This is a genomic window from Streptomyces sp. NPDC001100 (assembly GCF_053598575.1).
The window spans coordinates 57545-77430 of sequence record NZ_JBSFKO010000027.1 but is presented as its reverse complement, the minus strand read 5'-3'; the positions used below and the strand labels follow the sequence as shown (position 1 = coordinate 77430).

At 70.6% G+C, this 19886-nt stretch carries 19 protein-coding genes; 12 read left to right on the top strand and 7 right to left on the bottom strand.

Translation table 11 applies throughout. The features are described 5' to 3' along the window. Positions 1-44: 44 nt before the first annotated feature. The 4 genes from ACWDEW_RS32550 to ACWDEW_RS32535 all read right to left on the bottom strand — a co-directional run bounded on the left by ACWDEW_RS32550 (position 45) and on the right by ACWDEW_RS32535 (position 5120). A complete protein-coding gene (locus ACWDEW_RS32550; protein ID WP_450517503.1) occupies positions 45-1895 on the bottom strand; it encodes a hypothetical protein in 1851 nt (616 codons plus the stop codon). Continuing rightward, positions 1888-2364, bottom strand: a complete 477-nt coding sequence (locus tag ACWDEW_RS32545) for an ABC-three component system middle component 2 (RefSeq protein ID WP_120049511.1) — start codon at positions 2362-2364, stop codon at positions 1888-1890. Before ACWDEW_RS32545 ends, ACWDEW_RS32550 begins: the two co-directional genes overlap by 8 nt. Then, positions 2361-3476, bottom strand: coding sequence for an ABC-three component system protein (locus ACWDEW_RS32540; RefSeq protein WP_120049510.1), 1116 nt, complete (start codon positions 3474-3476; stop codon positions 2361-2363). Before ACWDEW_RS32540 ends, ACWDEW_RS32545 begins: the two co-directional genes overlap by 4 nt. A gap of 573 nt (positions 3477-4049) precedes the next feature. Next, positions 4050-5120, bottom strand: a complete 1071-nt coding sequence (locus ACWDEW_RS32535; RefSeq protein WP_450517501.1) for a hypothetical protein — start codon at positions 5118-5120, stop codon at positions 4050-4052. Between the two features lie 167 nt (positions 5121-5287). Between ACWDEW_RS32535 and ACWDEW_RS32530 the strand changes: the two genes are divergently transcribed. From ACWDEW_RS32530 to ACWDEW_RS32500, 7 genes are all read left to right on the top strand, one after another. Beyond that, the gene (locus ACWDEW_RS32530; protein WP_093457786.1) at positions 5288-5551 is read left to right on the top strand and encodes a helix-turn-helix transcriptional regulator; all 264 of its coding nucleotides are present in this window, start codon (positions 5288-5290) and stop codon (positions 5549-5551) included. Positions 5552-5709: 158 nt separating this feature from the next. After that, entirely contained in the window at positions 5710-6585 is an 876-nt protein-coding gene (locus tag ACWDEW_RS32525; protein ID WP_450517499.1) for a DUF6083 domain-containing protein, read from the top strand. Further along, positions 6582-7064 carry a hypothetical protein gene (locus ACWDEW_RS32520; protein ID WP_120049508.1) on the top strand — a complete coding sequence of 161 codons (483 nt, stop codon included), beginning with the start codon at positions 6582-6584 and terminating at the stop codon, positions 7062-7064. Before ACWDEW_RS32525 ends, ACWDEW_RS32520 begins: the two co-directional genes overlap by 4 nt. Next, positions 7061-8626: a UvrD-helicase domain-containing protein gene (locus tag ACWDEW_RS32515; protein WP_427168754.1), complete on the top strand. Its 1566-nt coding sequence runs from the start codon at positions 7061-7063 to the stop codon at positions 8624-8626. Before ACWDEW_RS32520 ends, ACWDEW_RS32515 begins: the two co-directional genes overlap by 4 nt. Before the next feature lie 296 nt (positions 8627-8922). Beyond that, positions 8923-9213, top strand: coding sequence for a helix-turn-helix domain-containing protein (locus tag ACWDEW_RS32510; RefSeq protein ID WP_120049506.1), 291 nt, complete (start codon positions 8923-8925; stop codon positions 9211-9213). Continuing rightward, on the top strand, positions 9210-10775 hold the full coding sequence (locus ACWDEW_RS32505; protein ID WP_450517497.1) for a helix-turn-helix domain-containing protein: 1566 nt from the start codon (positions 9210-9212) through the stop codon (positions 10773-10775). The genes ACWDEW_RS32510 and ACWDEW_RS32505 overlap by 4 nt, the downstream gene beginning before the upstream one ends. Positions 10776-10803: 28 nt before the next feature. After that, the gene (locus ACWDEW_RS32500) at positions 10804-11376 is read left to right on the top strand and encodes a transcriptional regulator (protein WP_120049504.1); all 573 of its coding nucleotides are present in this window, start codon (positions 10804-10806) and stop codon (positions 11374-11376) included. Between the two features lie 215 nt (positions 11377-11591). On the opposite strand, the gene ACWDEW_RS32495 is transcribed toward ACWDEW_RS32500, so the two are convergent. Next, on the bottom strand, positions 11592-12212 hold the full coding sequence (locus tag ACWDEW_RS32495; RefSeq protein ID WP_450517495.1) for an NAD(P)-dependent oxidoreductase: 621 nt from the start codon (positions 12210-12212) through the stop codon (positions 11592-11594). A gap of 371 nt (positions 12213-12583) precedes the next feature. Here ACWDEW_RS32495 and ACWDEW_RS32490 point away from each other — a divergent pair, with 371 nt between their 5' ends. After that, positions 12584-13057, top strand: coding sequence for a hypothetical protein (locus tag ACWDEW_RS32490; protein WP_120049502.1), 474 nt, complete (start codon positions 12584-12586; stop codon positions 13055-13057). Positions 13058-13120: 63 nt separating this feature from the next. On the opposite strand, the gene ACWDEW_RS32485 is transcribed toward ACWDEW_RS32490, so the two are convergent. Then, positions 13121-15190: an outer membrane protein assembly factor BamB family protein gene (locus ACWDEW_RS32485; RefSeq protein ID WP_450517493.1), complete on the bottom strand. Its 2070-nt coding sequence runs from the start codon at positions 15188-15190 to the stop codon at positions 13121-13123. Positions 15191-15737: 547 nt separating this feature from the next. Here ACWDEW_RS32485 and ACWDEW_RS32480 point away from each other — a divergent pair. The 3 genes from ACWDEW_RS32480 (at position 15738) to ACWDEW_RS32470 (ending at position 18382) form a co-directional block, all read left to right on the top strand. Then, positions 15738-16658 carry a dioxygenase family protein gene (locus ACWDEW_RS32480; RefSeq protein ID WP_450517492.1) on the top strand — a complete coding sequence of 307 codons (921 nt, stop codon included), beginning with the start codon at positions 15738-15740 and terminating at the stop codon, positions 16656-16658. A 126-nt stretch (positions 16659-16784) separates the two neighbouring features. Then, on the top strand, positions 16785-17525 hold the full coding sequence (locus ACWDEW_RS32475; protein ID WP_246090764.1) for a fumarylacetoacetate hydrolase family protein: 741 nt from the start codon (positions 16785-16787) through the stop codon (positions 17523-17525). A 95-nt stretch (positions 17526-17620) separates the two neighbouring features. Further along, complete coding sequence (locus ACWDEW_RS32470; RefSeq protein ID WP_120049497.1) at positions 17621-18382, top strand: aldolase/citrate lyase family protein; 762 nt, start codon at positions 17621-17623, stop codon at positions 18380-18382. A gap of 236 nt (positions 18383-18618) precedes the next feature. Here the strand turns inward: ACWDEW_RS32470 and ACWDEW_RS32465 are convergent, their stop codons facing one another. After that, positions 18619-19128 (bottom strand): MarR family winged helix-turn-helix transcriptional regulator, encoded by a 510-nt coding sequence (locus ACWDEW_RS32465; RefSeq protein ID WP_120054163.1) that lies wholly within the window; start codon positions 19126-19128, stop codon positions 18619-18621. A 147-nt stretch (positions 19129-19275) separates the two neighbouring features. Between ACWDEW_RS32465 and ACWDEW_RS32460 the strand changes: the two genes are divergently transcribed. Next, complete coding sequence (locus ACWDEW_RS32460; protein WP_162951928.1) at positions 19276-19884, top strand: NAD(P)-dependent oxidoreductase; 609 nt, start codon at positions 19276-19278, stop codon at positions 19882-19884. Positions 19885-19886: the final 2 nt, after the last annotated feature.

Here is a 19886-nt window from a genome sequence, read left to right as displayed (position 1 = left end):
TGCGGCCGGGCCGACGGGGAAGCAGCCACCGCTGCTGTACCCCGTTACTGTGCCGGGTCGGACGAAGACGTCAGAGGGAAGAATCCGAAGCGCTGGCCGTGGGCCTCACGGCTGAACATGTAGACCTGCCCTTGATCGAGGACGTCGGAGGGCGGGTCGGTGTTCTCCACGACGACGGCCTGGCCGTGGAAGGCGTTGAGCAGGTGCCGGTAGAAGTGCTGGGGCACGTTCTGGCGCAGGTCCGCCTCCTGCACCCCGGGTTCCCGGAAGGTGACCAGGGGGGAGTCCAGCACGATGAACCCGGGATGGCTGCGCCGTTGCTCCAGGCAGTAGTCGGCCAGGGCGGTGGTGAACGCGGCGTGCAGGACGGCGCGCATGCCCTTGCCGTGGCCGGAGCGGGACCGGTCGCCCACGTACAGCTCCGCCGTGTACTGGTCGTAGGTCACCTCTTCCTCCCGCCGTACCCGCCAGGCATCCAGCGTCCGCTCGATGGTGCGATCGAAGCCGGTCAGCGTGGCGGGCGGGATGCCACGGCTGGGCTGCCCGCCCGGCTGGGCCTCTTCGGAGACCAGTTGTGCTCTGACGTCTTCCAGCTCCTCGATCCGTGCGTGCAGGCCGAGTTCGTTCTCCAGGCGGGAGCGGGTGGCCATCACCTCGGCCACCTCGTCCTGCAGGGGGGTGAGTTCCTCGCGTTCGATGCGGGTGATCTCGGCGTCCGCCTGCTCGGCCAAGGCGGCCTGTACGGCCTGGTCCTCGGCCACGTACGCGCGCTGCGAGCGCAGGTCCTCGATGGTGACCAGCAGGTCGGCCAGGAGCGTGCGGGTCTTAGTGCTTTCCGCGGTGACGGCCTGGTGCAAGGCGGTGGTTTCCATGGCGTCGTGGCCGGCTTGCTGGTGGTGGGGCTCTGCGCCGCAGAACACGCACGGGCCGCTGCGGAAGTAGCCGAGCAGGCTGCCGGCCTCGCTGACCATGCCCAGGCGGGCCAGGTCGGACTCGTACTGCGTGCGCAGCAGCTCGAACCGGCCCAGCAGGTCATCGGTCTCTGCCAGGCGCTGGGCGTAGTGGGCCAGCGCCACGGACAGGGTCGCGCGGTCGGAGGCCGCCTGAGCGTGGCGGCGGGTGACGTCCCGCAGCGACTCGGCGCGGTTTTCTTGATGTTCGAGCAGCCGCCGCAGCTGTTGCTGCAGCTGGCTCTGGTTGGCCTCGCGTGAGGCCAGTTGGCGTTGCAGTCCGAGGATCAGATCGTCCAGCAGGCTGATCTTGCCTTTGTGGACGCGGCGCTGTGCCTGGTTGAGGCGGCTGGGCGAGGGCTGCTCGCCCGCCCCGGTGAGCAGGAGCTTGAGGGACGACTTGTGCGCGGTCTGGCCGCTGGTGCCCGAGGTGCGCAGGACGGGGGAGACCTTCGAGACCATGCGGGTCTCGCTGATCAGGCACAGGTGCAGCAGGTCCCGGAAGCCGGCGAGTTTGGTGCCCCCGGAGTCATTGGTGGCCAGCAGCGAGCCGTCGAGCCCGATGCGCTCCATCAGGTAACGGGAGAGGTTCTTGGTGGTGCGGGGGCTGTGCTGGGCCGAGAGCACCAGGTCCGGCGACCGGTAGACGAGGTCGCGGATATCGTCCTCGAAGACGCTGACCCGCCCGGACTGGGGCGCCCGCATCAGGGTGATGACCGATGCGTCGGGCAAGGCGATGCCCAGCAGGATCTGCGAGTAGCCCTCGGCCTCGGGGATGAGGTTCAGCTTGCGGGCGCCGAGCATGTAGTCGATCGACTCGGTGACGAAGGACTTGCCGGTGTCCGAGGCGCCGTAGACGATCGTCAGGCGGGGATCGAAGTCCACGCGGGCCGTCTCGCGACCCATGCCGGCGTAGGTCAGATGCAGCAGGCGCAGCTCAGTCATCGTCGCCTCCCCGGCGCGGGAGACGGCTCTCGAACGTCTCCATCCACCGCTGGGTGATGTCGTCCGTGGCGGCGCGGCTGTCGGCCGGGGCGCCGTAATGGAAGGCCAGCGCCCACTGCGCCCGCTCCCGCAGGGCTGCGACATACGGGGCCTCGAGCAGGTCGAGGAAGCCCGGGCCTTCCTCGCTCGCCCGGTACATCAGCCCGCCGTCGTCCGCCTGCACGTCGGCCAGGCCCGCGCGCATCAGCACCACCAGTCCCTGCTCGAGCAGCTGGCGCTTCATGGCCAGTTCGCCCGGGCCGGCCGGCAGTGACGGGTGCACGCTGGGCGGCCCGTCCATCTCGCCGCTGTGCAGCATCGCGTAATCCAGATACACCAGTTGAGCCAGGTCCAGGGGCCGGGGAAAGGAGGCGGCGAGCAGCACCAGAGCGCGCACACCGACCTCCAGCGGGCTGTTGAGCGCTCTCACGTCTCCTCCTCGACCCAGGTCAGCCGGTCGTCGTTGGCGAGCTGGTGACAGATGCCCATACGGTCAATGGTCTCCACCACGTGGACCAGGACGTTCGTTCCCAGCGGCATGTCGCGTGCCGCGTCCTGCACCGCGTTGAGCCGGTCGAATCCGGTGGCGAAGTCCCGCCAGGTCACATTGACGACACCGTCGTAGACGTTCTTCTGCAGCGACTCGAAGGTGCCCTCCGGCACGCTGTCGCGGGCGAACACCCGCAGTTGCTCGGCGCAGTAGAAGGCTTCCCGCTGGTGCTGCAGGTGGGGGCCCGCCTTGGAATGCGCGCGAACCTGCCCCATCGCTGCGGGGTCACAGCCCCATTTCTCCTGGTAGACGTCCAGGAGCTTTTGGATATACCGGGTCTCCACCGGTGTGTGTTCCGGCGGGGGAGCCTGACGGGCTTCGCGGTCCGGCAGCCGCGTGCCGAATCTGCGCACGTGATACGGCGTGGTGGCGTGCTGTTCGAGGATCCGGTCGAGATTGGCCGCCTCGAAGCGGGCGAAGTCCGTCTCCCGGGCCAGCTCCAGCGCCGCGCCGAGCGGATCTGCGCCGTACTCCGCGGTCAGCCGGTCGGTGCCCTTGGCGGCCCAGTCGAGGAACGTCTCCTTCAGCTCCGCGGGTTTGGCCAGCAGCTGCGTGAGGGAGGCGCCGATCCTGGGTGCCACGAAGACGTAACGCTCGGGCAGTGTGCGGTACTTGCCGTCGGCTACCACCGCGATGATCTTCAGTATCTCGACATAGGCAATGGCCGGGGTGAGCGCCTTCCCGTAGTGCTTGCACTGATAGCAGTGCCACCGGTCGTCCGTCCGGTGCGCCGTGAGGAACGCGGCGACATCGGCGCCGCCGTCGTGGGCGCCGCCCAGCTGCATCACGTCCACGTATCCCTCCTCCCTCAGCGCCAGCAGCCACTCGTAGACGAACTCCTCGAACTGAGTCGGCGAGTGATGCGCAAGGATCTGCTTGGGCGTCATCGCGGGGCCTGTCGCCATCATGGGGGACAGCACTGTCACTGGGACCTGCGACGGCTTGGGGACCTCGGAGAACAGCGGCTCGGCGGAGCCGTCGGGTGAACTCATGCATCCCCCGTCGCATGATCATGATCGTTGCCCAGAGCACGTTCTTACCATCGCCCACCGCGCCCCGAAAGTGTGCATTCCGCCATTCAGGACCCATGTGGCCGAGGTGCAGGCAATGGCTGGCGCCTCGGGGTGAGGGGGTCGACTGCGAAACCCTCGCATGGCGTTCGGTGGCCGTGCTGCTGCGCGCGACGGGCGGCCGACTCGGCGGCCATCTGCGCGGCGGACGACGCCGCCGGAAGCCTTCCGTCGCCGGGTGGATCCTCAGCCAGCCTGTCACACACCGACGGCTCCCCGGCGGCTGTGCGACGGAAGGCGCTGGTTGATCTGGGCACGCCGCATGACGTGCGCGCGTGACGCTGGCCTTTCCTCGGTTCGCGGCCGCGGAGTGAAGCAGTGCGGGACGGCCGCGGCGACGCCGTGCACTGGCGCCGGAGTGGGCGGGCACGCCTGCTGTGTCAGGTCCTGGCGCAGAGGCAGTACGCGGGGCTGGAACTGCTTGTTCCTGTTGAGGGACGCCTTTCCGCTCATACCGTGAGGCGCTCATGGGCGGCTTCCCTGTCTGTGATGCCGCTATCGCAGGCGACCGGGTCTGGGCCGGGCCGGGTCGCGAGGTGTTGCGGGCGGCTGGGGCGGAGGCAGGTGCCAGACCACCTCGTCGGTCTCCCGGTGGTGGTGCCAGGCTGTCAGGATGCGGGCGGCCACCAGCCGGTCGAGGAGTTCCTCGGTCTGGTGGCAGGAGTGCCCGCACAGTCGGGCCAGGATCTCCAGGTCGGCGCTGTGGCGGGCGAGCGCAGAGGTGTGCGCAGCCAGTACCAGCGTGGTCAGCTGCAGGGCGGAGGGGGCGGTGGGCGGCAGCGCCAGGGGCATCGGGTACGTCGCCCAGTGGGCGGCTCGGTGGCGTGCGCTGCGGCCGGGTGCCTGGTCCAGGACCGCGGGATCGAGCAGACGCACCGTCAGGTGCGCCGGCCTGGGGGCAGGCAGCTCCAGCCAGCCGGCGTGGGCCAGTTCCTCCCACAGCTCCCGGCGTCCGTGCAGACGCATGCCGCGCAGCAGTCCCGCCGGCAGCCGGACGTGTCCCCGGCTGTCGGCACGCAGCGCGCACTGCAGGGCCAGGAGGCGGGCCGCGGGAGAGGCGAACTGGGGAAGCGCCGTTGCGAGGTAGGTGAGCATCTCCCGTACCCGCAGTTGCTCATGGAAAGTGGAGGGCGAGGCGGGCGCGGGGGCGGGGGCCGAGGTGCGTTGCGCGGCGTGGGGCCGGTGCGGGCCGAGCAGGGTGTCCGGTACGACGGCGGTGTTGCTCGTCGCTGCGGCGCAGGCTGCACACGTGTCGGCCAGCCGCCAGGCGCGGCCACCCCGGTCGCGGGTCAGAGCGAGCAGCACCGGCCCCGCACAGCCACGGTGCCGCGGATGCCAGCAGCACCCCTGCGCCCGGCACTGACAGGTGCGCAGATGTCCGGGCAGTACGTCGGTTCGGGCGTGGCAGGCCAGATGCGCCAGGACGGCAGACCGTGCGGAGGAGGCCTGGAGGGGAGGGGTGTGGGCGGTGCAGTGGACGCAGACGAGGCTCGGCCCGCCCGCCCGTGGGCGCAGTTCCACCGTCCAGATACGCCGCACCGTGGTGTGCGCGCCGGCCAGCCTCATCGGCCTGTCGCCCTCCTGTCTGTCGGTGCGCGGGCGTCCCAGCCACAGGCGTCTGGGACGCCCGCACGGTAGTGCAGATTTCTGCACCGCGAATGTCACTCCCCCTCCGGCAGATAGTGCAGAAGTCTGCACTGACAGGGCAGGGTCCTGCACCGTCGGATGGTGGGGTGACGATCTTGCCGCCCGACCCCGACCTCACCGCGCTGCGTGTCGAACTCGCACGCCTGCGGGGCGAGCGCGGCTGGACCTTCGACGAACTCGCCGACCGCAGTGGTCTGGCCCGCCGCACCCTGATCGACCTGGAGCACGGCCGTACCACCGGCAGCGTCACCACCTGGCACGCTCTCGCCCACGCCTTCGATGTCCCCATCGAGCACCTGATGGGCACCCTCTGTGACGACCACACCCCGCCCGGGGCGAAGGACTCCTGACCCCGCCGAGCCCCCGTTCGTGAATCACCCGAACCGGCGAGCAGGCACCGAACAGTCACGCGGAAACTCGCATGCGCGTTCGCCCTGGATGGGCTGCCCGGGGGACACGTCCCCGCCGTTCCCGTCACGTCGGCGCGCCGCCTGGCACGGTCCGGGCCATGTGCCCCAACACCGCCTCCACCGGCCGCCACTGGGACGGCAGCCCCCGCGCCACCCGCGCCCATCGCCCGCTGCGGGTGGCCGACACCAGCCCCAGCCGCCTGCTGCGCTGCGGGCAGAGCGCCCGCTGCCGCCTGTGCGGCAACCGCATCGACGTCTACCCGCGCAGCGACCAGCGGCCCATTGCCCTGCACCCCGACGAACTGGCCACCGCTCAGATCCCTGAACCCTGTCGCTGGCACCTGAGCTGCGGCATCGCCCACCCGCACGGAGACGGCAGCGCCTGGTGCCGCCTCCCGCACACCGTCCTGTGCCCCGGCCGCACCACACCGGCAACCGCCCAGCTGAGCCCGCGCCTCGAAGCGGTACGCCGCCAACTCGCCGTCCGCTCCCGCCGCCTGATCGACACCGGCGCCTTCACCCCGCCGGCCCCGTCCGCCCCCGCCTGCCAGGAGCAGGTTTCCGACATCCGCCGCCCCGCCCGGCCCGTCGTGCAACTGCTGCTGGGCCGCTACCTCGCCGACCTGCCACTCGAGGAGATCCGGTGCGTGGCCCAGACCCGCCAGCGCCACCGCTGCTCCCAGCACCTGCTCACCTCCCACACCCCCGCAGGCCGCTGGATCCTGCTGCCCGCCGGCCCGCAACGCGGCCAACTGGCCCTGCCCACAGTGCTGATGGCCGTCTACGACCTCAGCCGCCTGTCCTACCCCGAACAACTGCGCTGGCGCAGCCAGCGCTGCCCCGTCCACGCCGCGGCCCCCGGTGCTGCCGACCTCGCCCTGACCGGATGGCAGGTCTTCGATCCCCTCCGGCACGCCGAGCACATCCACACCCGCCTCCCGCACGCCTCGGCCAGCCGCCCGCGAGAGGCATGACGATGCCCCACCACGCCCTGGAGATCACCCTCACCCGGCCCCTCACCCCGGCCGAACTCCACACCGCCGCCCGCGTACTGCCGCTCGCGGCCAACAACGACGCCACCCGCCTGATGGCCCTCGTGCACGCCAAATCCCCCGGCCGGGCCGCCCGCCGCCTGCGCCACCGGCTCGGCGAACGGCTGCCCGTCGATGTGATCACCACGCACTACCCGGACACGGCCGGGCGGGTCCTGCTCAACGTCGCCTTTCCGCCCGCCGTCCATGCCGCCATCCGTCACGCCGCCGGACAGGCGGGACAGTCTCCGGGGCTGTTCCTGAACCGGTCCCTGGAGCGTGCCCTGGCCCGGCACGCCAGCGAGGAGGCCGACCGCCTCGACCGGGCCGTGGGCGAACTCCTGGCCCACACCACCTCCGCTCACCTGCTGACGGCCCTCGGACGTGCCCTCAGCCGCTATCCCGGAGCCGCGCAGCCGTGAAAGCGACCGACGAACAGATTGCCGCAGCCGACGCCTTCCACACAGGCGACCACGTGTCCCTGCAGGCCGGTGCCGGGACCGGCAAGACCACCACCCTGGCCCTGCTCGCCCACACCACCACACGCCGGGGCCGCTACCTCGCCTACAACCGGGCCATCGCCCAGGACGCGGCGAGTCGCTTCCCGAAAAACGTCTGGTGCAAGACCGCCCACGCCCTGGCCTACGCCGCCGTCGGCCACCGCTACACGGCCCGCCTGAACGCACCCCGCCGCCCGGCCTGGCAGACCGGGCAGGCCCTCGGCATCACCAAAGCCATCCGCATCGGCGAACGCGACCTCTCCCCAAAGGCCCTCTCCTACGCGACCCTGCGCACCGTGGCCCGCTTCTGCCACACCGCCGACGACGCTATCGCCTGCCACCACGTCCCGCAGCTGCGCGGCCTGGAAGACCGCGGCCTGCGCAACGAACTTGCCGCCCATATCGTGCCGTTCGCCCAGAAGGCCTGGGTCGACCTGCAGCACCCGGACGACGGAGCGGTCCGCTTCGACCACGACCACTACCTCAAAATCTGGGCCCTCACAAGACCGACGATCGATACCGACTTCCTCCTGCTGGACGAGGCCCAGGACACCAACCCCGTCGTCGAACAGGTCTTCCTCGCCCAGCGCAGCCACGCCCAGCTGGTCATGGTGGGCGACTCCGCCCAGGCTATCTACCACTGGCGCGGAGCCAGGGACGTCATGACGGGCTTCGACGGCACCCGGCTGGCCCTGTCCCAGTCCTTCCGCTTCGGCCCGCTCCTCGCCGACGAGGCCAACCGCTGGCTGGCCATCGCCGAGGCCCCGATCCGGCTGACCGGCACCCCCGCGGTACCCACCGAACTCGGCCCCGTCGCCCAGCCCGACGCGGTGCTGTGCCGCACCAACGTCGGCGCCATGGCCCAGGCCATGGAACTGATGGCCGCCGGACACCGTGTCGGGCTGGTCGGGGGAGGAGACAGCCTGCGCGCTCTGGCTCTGGCCGCCCGGGACCTGAAGGAAGGGCGCCGCACCACCCACCCCGAACTGGTCCTGTTCCCCTCCTGGGGCGAACTGCAGGACTATGCCGCCCACGATCCGGCCGGGCGCGACCTGCGGCCCTTCGTCGACCTGGTCGACACCCACGGTACGGACGCCATCCTGGCTGCCGTTGCCCAACTCGCCCCCGAACATCAGGCCGAGGTGACGGTTTCGACCGCCCACAAGGCCAAGGGCCGCGAATGGGCCCATGTGAAGATCGCCGACGACTTCACCCCGCCCAAGGACAGCGATCAGCACGACGGCATCGGCCGCCCGGTACCCGGCCCCATCGACGACAGCGAGGCCCGCCTCGCCTACGTCGCCGTCACCCGCGCCCGCCACCGACTCGACATCGGCGGCCTGTCCTGGATCCACGACCATCCCGACGGATCGCCCGGCGCGCCCGTGCATATCGAGCAGCATGCTCACCCCACCCCGGCAGTGGAGCGAGCACCAGCCGCTTCTGCCGCATCCCGGGCCCAGCCCTGGGCCGAGAGTGGATGACCAACGCCGGACAGTGCGCCGCACGCCCTGCCTGCGGCCTACTTACCTGCCCGGCCGCTCACCTGAGACGACTCTTTGTCTGCGGCACCCCAGGGGCTGAGCATCAGGGGGCAGGGGAGAGGCTGAACGAAACGCCGGCCAGTCCCTGCCGGGCTCGGCTCACCCCGCGGTGTGCCCGGTGTGGAGCCCCGATGCACCGCGCCCGCCTCCCGCCGTTCCCCGAACTCCGGCCCAGGCCACTATGCGAATCACTCATCAATAATGCATGAATCGCATGACTTTGGTAGGATGGGGTCATGGGGATGTCCTTGCCGGAACGAGTGCGGCTGGTGGTGGCGGCACTGATGCACGCCTCGGGCGAGTCGCAGGCGAGGCTGGCTGAGGCGCTGGGGGTGACGCAGGCACAGGTGAGCCGCCGTCAGTCCGGGGCCGCCGCCTGGAGTCTGGCCGACTGCGAGGCGCTGGCCGCGCACTACGGCATGGATGTCCTGGACTTCCTGGCAGGTCCGACCCGGGCGTGCGAGGCACTGCCCGACGCGCGCCGTGCCGGACGGCGGCGGCCGCCCGTGAAGGGAGAGGTGCGGTGAAGCCGCAGTTCGAGGCGATCGACGCCCTGCTGGCCGCGGCCCGCAACGAGGCCGAACTGCCCCCGGCCGAGCAGCGCCGCGCCCTGCGTGAAGCGCTGGACCTCTCCCGCGCGCAGGTGGCCCGGGCGCTGGGGGTGAGTCCCTCCACGGTCGGCGGCTGGGAAGCGGGCCGCGACCCGGCCGGTGACGTCCGTGAGCGTTACGCCTACTTCCTCAAAGGCGCTCACGCCAAGCTCGCCGACTTGGGTGCCGCCCGGCAGGCCGAAACCACTGCTCACGCCGGCCTCCCCCAATCCGGGCCCGCCACGTCGGGCGGCGATGATGCGACGGCTGCCAAGCGGCCGGTTCCGGCTGATCAGTCGTACCCGGCGCCGGAAGCCGACGACGTCGAGGACCTGGGAGTGCCCCGGCCGTGCGTTTTGTGCGGGCAGTCCGCCCTTCACCAGGTCGCCGGATTCCCGCAGCACCTGGACCCCGCCGAGTGCGCGCCGCAACCGGCCCCGCCGGCCGTGGCTGTTCCGGCGAGCCGTCCGCCCCGCCCCGCCGCGCCGGTGAGAACCGTGTCCGGCGCCCGCCGTGTGCAGGCCGCCTCCGACCTGCCGGATCCGATCGCAGAAGTTGTTGCGGCCGCACTGGCCAGACACGAGGGCGATGTGGAGGCCGCGACGGCAGCGCTGGTCAAGCGGGCGATCCCGGACGCGATGGCTCTGCTGGACAACTGCCGCAAGGGCGGCCGCTACGCCATCGTCGCCCACCCCTGGATCCCCGACATCCTGCGCAAGTCCTCCGCCCGCGGCGCCGACCAGATCTGGGAGGCACGTCCCAAGTGGACCCGTCCCGAACTGCCTGCCGGCACACACGACGTGACGGCCCTGGACATCAACGGCGCCTATCTCAGCGCGCTCAAGACGCACCTGCCGATCGGCCAGCTGGAACACACAGCCGGCAACCACCACGACCGCCGCCGCGCCGGCGTCCACCTGATCACCCCGCCCGCATGGGAGCACGACGCCTATCTGCCCAACCCGATCGGCAACCGCGACGAGCCCGGCCCGCTCTGGGTCACCGAACCCACCCTGCGCCTGCTGCTGCGCCTGTCCGGCCCCAGGTACGGACTGTGCGAACCGCCGCAGATCCACGAGTCGTTCACCTCGGGCGCGACCGAGAGCCTGCTGGAGAAGTTCCGTATCGCACTGAAGGACGCCCGGGAGAAGGCGCTCGCCGAGGGCGACGAGGTGACGCTGGAGTATGTGAAGGCGATGTACTCCAAGTTCGTCTCCACGATGGGGGAGTCGAACTACAACCGGGAACTGTACCGGCCCGACTGGATGCACCTCATCCGCTCCCAGGCCTTCGCCAACCTCTGGATGAAGGCGCACAAGGCGCACGACGAGGGCTTGACGGTCGTCCGCGCGATGGGCACCGACGAACTCCACGTCATCGGCACCTGGCGCCGTGTCTTCCCCGAGGGCCGAGGGGTTTTTGAGGTGAAGGTCAAGGACGTCTACACCGTCGGCGCCCCGCCCGCAGACCCGGCCGCCGCCCAAGAAGCCGATGACTGAGAACCGACAGGGAAGAAGGACCTTTTAAGTGCCCGAGCGTACAGCCGAGTTCGGCAAGTACGGCGCCAGCGGAATCAAGGGTCACGAGGCCATCGCCCGTCAGCTCGACGCCCTCGCCGACTTCATCGCCACCCCCGTCACCACCCGGCGCGGCCTCATGGCCCGCCTGCACTACCTCACCCGCACCCCCCACGCCCGCGCCGCCGCCCACGACGCGGGCTTGACCGTCACAGGCCGCACCCTGAAGGCATGGCTGGCCGGCACCCGCAGCCCGACGACGCAGAACCTCGCCCGGATCGACGCCGCCTACCGCACCGTCCGCCGCCGCAACGTCGCCCGCTACCTCCTGGCCCGCCTCAACCGCGCCGGCCGGGGCACCCGCGTCGAGATCCACCCGCTCAACCAGTCCGGCGTGCGGCCCTCCCACCAGCGGGTCGTGGAACTGCGCACCCTCAACATCCGCCACTGGGAGGCCCTCGTGGCGGCCTGGTCCACCGGCGACGACCGGGCCTTGGACGAGGCCTGGATCGAGCAGATCGTCGACCTCGGATCACAGTGGGGCCAGTACGAATACGTCACCAACATCGGCTTCGCTGCCTGACCCCCGCAAGTCCGCATGTCGCGTATCCCACCCCGGCAGTGCGTGACATCGCCCCGGTCGACCGACGTGCCCGCCAAGGCGAACGGGCGCTCCAGCGCCGCGATACGCCGTCGCCCTCACCGTAGAACCCGGCGTACAGCCCGACTCGGTTGCCGCTCTTTACCTTCGCAGGTCAGGGCCCTTTTCCGGGCTGATCAACCCCTCGGGGCCGAAGCTCAGTTGGCGACGGTGAACCGCCGCCGGCGGTGGGCGGGCCGCTCAGCTCTGTCGATCAGGGCGACCGCGTAGTCCTCGGCGGAGATGGCGTCACCCGCAGGGGAGTCGCCGCCGAGCCGGTACGACCCGGTCCGCTCGCCGGGCTGGATGACCGGGGGCGGTGACAGGAAGGTCCACTCGACGCCCTCGGGCTGGGCCCGCAGCATGTCGAGGGCCTCGGCGACGATGAGCGCCCAGGGCTTGTGGGTGTCCGGGACGCCGGGCATGTCGACCAGCCGCCCCCCGTCGGCCACCAGCGACCCGGCGCCGCCCACGACGATCAGCGGGGTGCCGCCGGAGGCGTCGGCCAGGTTCCGCGTGTGGTCGATGAACTCGCGCAGGTTCCCGCTTTCGCGGTTCGACCCGAAGTTCGGCCCGATCGCCGATACGACGACGTCGGCGTTGGCGGCGACGGTCTTGGCCAGGTCGGCGTTGCCCGCGTTACCGCGTAGGGCCATGACGCCCTCCGGCAGGCTGCCGCCGGACCGGGTGATGCCGGTGACCTCGTGGCCGCGCGCCAGCGCCTCGGCCACCACCCGGCTTCCGATCATGCCGGTTGCCCCGTAGACCGCGATCTTCATGGTCTCTCAACTCCTTCGCCGCGAGTAGGCGGCGAAACTATCCATTGAGCCCTCCGCACCTGGCAGGGTGGGCGGCCCGGCGGCGCTCAGGCCCAGGGAGCGGGCGGGTTTGAGTCGGTGGAGGCGCCCGTGACGTCGAGGTCGACGGAGAGCCGGGCCCGCTCGTGCCTCCTACCGGAAGATCTGCCGCTGTGCGGCGGGTTCGTGACTTTCCCGCCGTCGGGGGGTGAAGGCCCGCAAGGATGAGACGACGCGAAGCGGCGGACACCGCCGTCACCCTCGTCGCCGGACTGTCCCGGTGGTCGACGGACTTCCTCTGCCAGTGACCCCCGGCCGCACCCTGAACGCGCAAGAGGACAAGAGGAGATGCGATGAGTAACCACGACACCCCACTGCCGCCCCACGTCCCGGGCATCGCCGAAATGCAGCTCCGGGCGGCGAGCGGGCACTTTGCCGACGAAGCAGCGATCTTCATCCTGCAACCCCACACCCTGCAGGTCCGCGATGCCCAGGATCAGGTCGAGATCCCCGACGCCGTCGAGTACCTGGTACGACGCACGGGTGGACAGCAGCTCACTATGACGTCCCTCTTCACCCCGCAGCGCACCCCGGGCTGGAGCGCCGAGCTGCGACTGCCCGACGAGGCCCTCGTGATCCGTTTCCCGGACACGAGCTACCTCTACGACGGCTCCATGCCGTCGCAGTCCACGTGGCAGCGCGCTGTCGCCGCCACCGGTGACGTCGTCGTCATCACCGGGCCGATGGCCGACGTGGACTGCATCGACCCCGCGATCCATGCCGGGCTCACCAGCTACGTGCGCGTACCGCTGTCGATCGAGCGCTGACAGCCCAGGCCAAGGCTGTGCCGACGACGGGGATGCGGTTGCCGACGACGCGGCCTGTAGCCTTCAGGGCAGTTCCCACGCCTGGAGCCAGCCGCTGCAGGTGGAGACGAACATCGTGTGGCCCTCGACGGCCGGCTGCCCGCCGCCCTCTTCGCTCCACCGCTCCAACTGCTGTGCCAGGGTTCGGCGGGTGCCCGGGTCCCAGCTGTGCAGGACTCCGGTACGGTCAGCCGCCCAGATGCGATCGCCCGCCACGAACGGCGCGGCGGTGAAGGCGCCGCTCACGCTCTTGCGCCACAACTCGCCACCCGAGGAGGGATCGAGGGCCACCAGCCGCCCCGGGGCGAAAGAAGCGATACAGACGCCGTCGTCGGTGACCAGGGGAGCCGTAGTGATGCTCCGGGAGGCCTGAACGTCCCACCGCAGGCGTCCACCCTCTGCATCCCAGGCCAGCGCTCGGCCGCACCGGGTTGTCAGATGAACCGCCGTACCCGCATGCACCGGTGCTGCTGCCGCTTCGCCGGTCAGTTCGTGGCGCCACAGCAGCCCTCCGCTGATGCGGTCCAGGGCGACGATCTCCCGCTTGTGATCCGGTGTGTCGACAACGGCGGTGAGGACCTGGTCGCCGGCACTCCAGTGCGCGATGGCGCACGAGCCGCTTGGCCAGCACCACACCGTACGCCCGCTCCTTGCCTCGAAGGCAGCAAGAACCTGCTGCTCGCCCGCGGCTGCCGACGGGGCCTGCAGCAGCGCGAACACCGTGCCGCCATGAGCTTGGGGCGCTGCCGCGACCTGCAGGCGGTTCCCGGCGTACGACCACAGCACCGCCTTGGAGGCGACGTCGTAGGCGCTCAGCCCCGTCGCGGGGTGCGCGGCGAACAGCACCCTGTCCGACACCGCGGCCAGGCCGTCCTGCATGCGCAGGCGTAGCGGCGCGCTGCGCTGACCGGTGTGCAGATCCCGGGCCCGGGCATGGCCCAGAGGGTCGGAGGCGAAGCACGCCCTACCGGCGACCACCGCTCTGTGCCCGCCGCCGCCCTTCTTGCCCCAGCGTTGGTCGCCGGAGTCGACATCGAAGGCGAGCGTCCAGCAGCCGTCGACCACCACCACGGTGCCGTCGTCCACTTGGGGCTGGTGGGCCGTCCCGGACAGCAGACGTGCCTTCCACCGCAGCTTGGCGCGTGCAGGGCGCCGGCTCGGCCGTGGCGTTCGCGTCGCTGGCCGGGCGGGCGCAGCAGCGGCGGGGGAGGGCAGGTACGCCGGGGCGAAGCAGTCCAGTCCCTGGAGGTCAGCGTGCAGCCGGGACAGATCCACCACCGCGCCGCCGGGAGCATAGGCGCCCACTTGCTCCGCGAGATGGGCGAACAGGGCGTGCGCCGCGTCGTTGCTGCGCTGCGGCGTCACGTCCCGCAGGCGTTCGACACTGTAGGTCCGGTCCGTGCAGTCGGCGCCTTCCAGGCGCATCTCGGTCAGACGCAGGACCGACAGCAGCCGCCAGGTCTCCCGCGCCGCCTGCGCCGACCACTCGGGGATCAGGGAGGCGACGATCGCCTCCAGCTGGGTCAGCCGGTTGCGCACCGCTGCCTGCAAGCTCCCCGGACGGCGCAGCCGGTCCTGAAACTCCGTCCAGCTGCCTGAGGCCGAAGCCATCTCGGCCAACGCCTTGAGCTGCTGAGCGGGAACACAGGAGGGCACCACGGCCAGAGCGAGCTTCCAGCGGCCGCTGTCCACCAGCGCCCGCCTGGTACACGCGACGTGCAGGAAGTCGGCGATGAGCTTGACGGAGTCCGCCTCGCTCGGTACCAGCTTCGGCTTTCTGCGCACCCCGATGGACAGCACAACTTCCGTCTTGTTGGGTGCCGTTCCGACCACAACGATGTCGTCCACACGGCTGACGGAACGCGCCTGAAAACGGATCCGGACCGGTGTCACGGCGTCCCCCAGGCCAGGCACCGGCGTCCCGGTCAGCAGATGTGACAACAGCACCGCTCCATAGCGCTGCTCCAGGATGGTCCCGCCACCCCCGGTGGAGTAGGGGCTGGCGCCGGCCGGACCCGGCGAACCGTCCTGCTGCAATGCGCCGCGCTGAACGGGCAACGCGGCCGGAGCGCCGATACTGCGACGGTAGGACACGTCCCTCCCCATGGGTGATCCGTGACAGCCGGCGCACGCCGGGCCGGCCAAGGGGGAGTGACCCAACACGCGCGCACGCGCCCCGGTGCGTGAGTCCATCGGAGTGTCGCGCCTTGGGCGCACTGCCCCCTCTGGGCAACGCGCCATCGCACAGTCGGTTACCGGCTCTTTGGTACCGACGGCCCCTGGCCGGGGCTCGGGCGCCCGCCGATACCGGCGGCTCGGCTGGTGCTTCCGCTTCTCCACCGGCCCGCAGGGGTACGGACGCCGCGCCGTGGGGCCGCCGGACGACCCCCTAGCGACGGCGGAGCGGGCAGACAGCGTGAAGCGCGAAAGGGCGGAATGAGCGACGGCCGGCGACATCGACCTCCTCGAAGAGACCGATCCCTTTGGCCTGTCCGAACGTGTGTCCGGAGTTCATTCGGGCTGCGGCTCCTCATTGTTCACTGGATGAACACTGTCGTTGTGCGGGCCGAACGGCCTTCCGATACTTGCGTCGCAGTGTCGGCCACGGGTCAGCGGCCGACCGTCTCAAGGGGATGCCGACGTGATCATCCAGGACGAAGAGCAGCTCACTGCCGCGGTACTTGCCGAGACGGAGCGGGCCGGCGACCCGCGAGTCAAGGAGATCGTCCAGGCACTGGTGCGCCACCTGCACGATTTCGCTCGCGAAGTGCGGCTGACGGAGAAGGAGTTCGACGCCTCCATCAACATCGTGACCAGGCTTGGCCAACTCACCACGCCCAGCCACAACGAGGTGAGGCTGATGGCGGGCTCGCTGGGCCTGTCGACGCTGGTCGCCCTGATGAACAACGGCAGCGAGGACGAGCCGACCTCGGCGAACCTGCTCGGTCCGTTCTGGCGCCAGGGCAGCCCGGTGATGAAGAACGGCGAGTCGATCGTCCGCTCGCCGACCGAGGGGCCGCCGCTGTTCTTCACCGGCCGGATCGTCGACACCGATGGAACGCCGGTCGCCGGCGCGGAAGTCGACGTCTGGCACGCGTCACCGGCAGGTCTCTATGAGAACCAGGACCCCGGGCAGGCCGAGTGGAACCTGCGCGGCAAGTTCTTCAGCGATGAGGAAGGCGTGTTCGCCTTCCGCAGTATCAAGCCTTCCGGTTATCCGATACCGATCGACGGGCCGGTGGGAGATCTCCTGACCGCGCTGGAACGCCATCCCTTCCGGCCGGCGCATCTCCATGCGCTGATCCACAAGCCCGGTTACAAGACGATCGCGTCCCAGCTCTACAGCCACGACGACCCGATCCTGGAGACCGACGCGCAGTTCGGCGTCGTACAGAGCCTGGTCGGCACGTACGTGCGCCACGAGAACGAGCCAGCGCCCGGCACTGACGTGACCGAGCCCTGGTACAGCCTCGAGTTCACTTTCGTCGTCGAGCCGGGTGAGGCATGGCTGCCGACCCCGCCCGTGTCGGGCAAGCGCGGCACCACGCCGGACGACGTGTGACCCGACTGCGCCGTCGCCGGGCGGGGGCGGCGCTGTGCCGCCGTACGCCGTGCGACTGCACTCCGTACCCCGAGAGGAACCCCGTTGATCACCGAAGCAGAACGTCGCGCGGCCGCAGTTGCTCTCATGCGGGCAGACGGTGAGCGTCAGCCGATCACCCAGCTCAGCCGGACTTACCCCGATCTGGAGATCGCCGACGCCTACGCCATCCAGCAGCTCTGGGCGGCGGAGCGGGTGGCGGCCGGTGCACGGCTCGTCGGGCACAAGATCGGACTGACGTCCCGCGCCATGCAGATGGCCTCGCAGATGACGGAGCCCGACTACGGCTTTCTCACCGACGACATGCTCGTCAACGACGGCGCCTGTCTCGACGCGAGCCGCTACATGAAGCCCCGACTGGAGGTCGAGCTGGCGTTCGTGCTCGGCGCCGACCTGCACGGGCCGAACCTGCGCGTCCACGACGTCCTGCGGGCGACGGAGTACGTCGTTCCCGCACTGGAGGTCATCGACTACCGCACCGAGGTGCCCCGCGCGATCACCGACACCATCGCGGACAACGCCGCCGCCGCGGCGATGGTCGTCGGCGGCCGGGTTGTGCGCCCGATGGACGTCGATGTGCGCTGGGTGGCCGCGACGTTGGCGAAGAACGGGGTGATCGAGGAGTCCGGCGTCTCGGCCGCCGTCATGGGACACCCGGCGGCAGGCATCGCCTGGCTCGGGAACAAGCTCGCCGCGGTCGGCGAGCACCTCCAAGCCGGTCAGCTGTTGCTGTCGGGCTCGTTCACCCGGCCCGTCCCGGTCGAAGCGAACACCGTCATCCACGCCGACTTCGGCCCGTTGGGCTCGATCGGGGTGTCGTTCCGGTGACCGTGCACCACCCGATCGGCACGTCGCGGCCCGCACCGGGCCAGTGGCCCCTGCCGCCGAACGTATTCAAAGCGGGGCTTGCCCGAGGCGAGCAGATGATCGGCCTGTGGTGCTCGCTGGCCGATGCCTACCCGGCCGAGATCGTCGCCGGTGCCGGCTTCGACTGGCTGCTTCTCGACACCGAACACTCGCACGCCGATGTCGCGACCGTGCTCGCACAGCTCCAGGCGGTCGCCCCCTACCCCTGCTCACCCGTGGTGCGTCCTGCGGTCAACGATCCCGTCCTGATCAAGCGGCTCCTGGACGTCGGCGCGCAGTCGTTGCTGATTCCCCAGGTGGAGTCGGCCGAGGAAGCGCGCGCCGCGGTCGCCGCCACCCGTTACGCCCCCGCGGGCGTCCGTGGCGTGGCCGGCTTGACCAGGGCCACCCGGTTCGGCCGGGTCAAGGACTACGCCACGCGCGCCCACAGCGAACTGTGCGTGCTCGTCCAGGTCGAGTCGCACCACGCTCTGAGAGAGATCGAGCAGATCGCGTCCGTCGACGGCGTGGACGGCATCTTCATCGGCCCCGGCGACCTGGCCGCCAGCCTCGGCCACCCCGGGGACCTGAACGCTCCGGCGGTCATCTCGGCGGTGGAGGAGGCGATCGGGCGGGTACGTGCGGCTCGCAGACCGGCCGGCGTGCTGACGACCGACCCCACGTTCGCGCGCCGGTGCATCGACCTCGGGACCACGTTCACCGCCGTCGGTGTGGACGTAGGCCTGCTGGCGCGCGGTGCCGACGCCGTCGCCCGGAGTTTCACACAACAGGTCACGGCGACAGCTGCGCCGGTCGCCGCGAACCAGGATCTGGTGTGAAGTGCCGCGTCGCGCCCGGGGCGCATGCGCGTGACGGAGAACGGCTGGCCGTCCGGGCGGAGCGTTCCGCGGAGCGTGCCCCGTCCTGGGATGCCTGGGACGTGCCGTCCAGGGCCCGATGTTCACGAGGTCTCGCGGGTGCCTTCGCGCTGGATGCCCGACTGCTCGATGACCCGGGGTCATGGGTCGGCGTGCAGGATTTCCTGGGCGGCCGCCGTCTGTGGATGAACGTCCGGTCAGCGTGAGGGGTCTGTGCGGTGGACGCCGTCGCCGTGGTCGGGGGCGATGGTGTGCAGGATGCGCTGGCCGATGTGGCCGAGCTGCCTGACCTGCGCTTTGGTCAAGGGGTCGAACACCAGCCGGCGCACTTCCGCCACGTGGCCCGGAGCAGCGCTGACGATCTTGGCGTACCCCTCGTCGGTCAGGGTGGCCAGGGTGTAGCGGCCGTCGGCCGGATCGGGGCGGCGGTGGACGTAGCCCTTGCGTTCGAGGCGTGCCACGACCTGGGACAGACGGGAGAGGGAGCCTTCGGCGTACGCGGCGAGCGCGCTCATGCGCAGTTCACGCTGCGGAGACTCCGACAGCGCCGCCATCACCCCGTACTCGAAGTGCGTCAGCCCTTCGCCGCGCAGTTGCGTGTCGAGTGCCTGTTCCAGGCGTCGCATGATGCCGACCAGGCCGAGCCAGGCGCGACGCTCCTCCTCGTCAAGCCAGCGGGGCGCCTCGTCGGCCGGGGTGTTCGTCATGCCCTCCACTGTACCGACGCTTCATGCTTGAAGTGAACCCGCCCCGCGATCACTTGAAGGTTGAAGTCATTGCCGCTACTTTTGACTTAAATCTTGAAGTGACTGCCCGGGGTTCCGAGCAGCGTCGCAACCTTGAGGAGTCCCTCTGTGAAGCTGCTCGTACTCGGCGCCACCGGTGCTACCGGACGCCTCGTCGTCGACCAGGCACTGGCCGCGGGCCACACCGTGCGGGCGCTCGTCCGCTCACCCGGCAAGCTGAATGCGCGGCCCGGCCTCGACGTCGTCGCCGGTCAGGCCACCGACCCCGGTGACGTCACGCAGGCCATGACGGGCGTCGGCGCGGTGATCAGCACGCTCGGCGCCACCGGCGGAACCGTCATCACCGACGCCACGCGGGCCGTCATCTCCGGTGCCGCCACCACCGGTGTCAGCCGGTTCGTGGAGCTGTCCTCATTCGCCGTGCTGCGCGAGCGCCTGAGTGCACCCGCCAAGCTCATGGCCGGCACCGCCATGGCCGCCATGGTCAAGGACAAGGCCGCCGCGGAGGACTCGCTGCGCGCCAGCGATCTCGACTACACGCTCGTCCATGCAGTCCGCCTCACCAACGGCCCCGCCACCGGCACCACCGAGCAACTGCCCGAGTCGGCCACCTTGCGCATGGCCGACACCATCAGCCGCGCCGACGTCGCCGCCTGGATGCTCACCGCCCTCACCAACCCCACCACCAGCCGCCGCTCTGTCGTCATCGCCGGCTGACC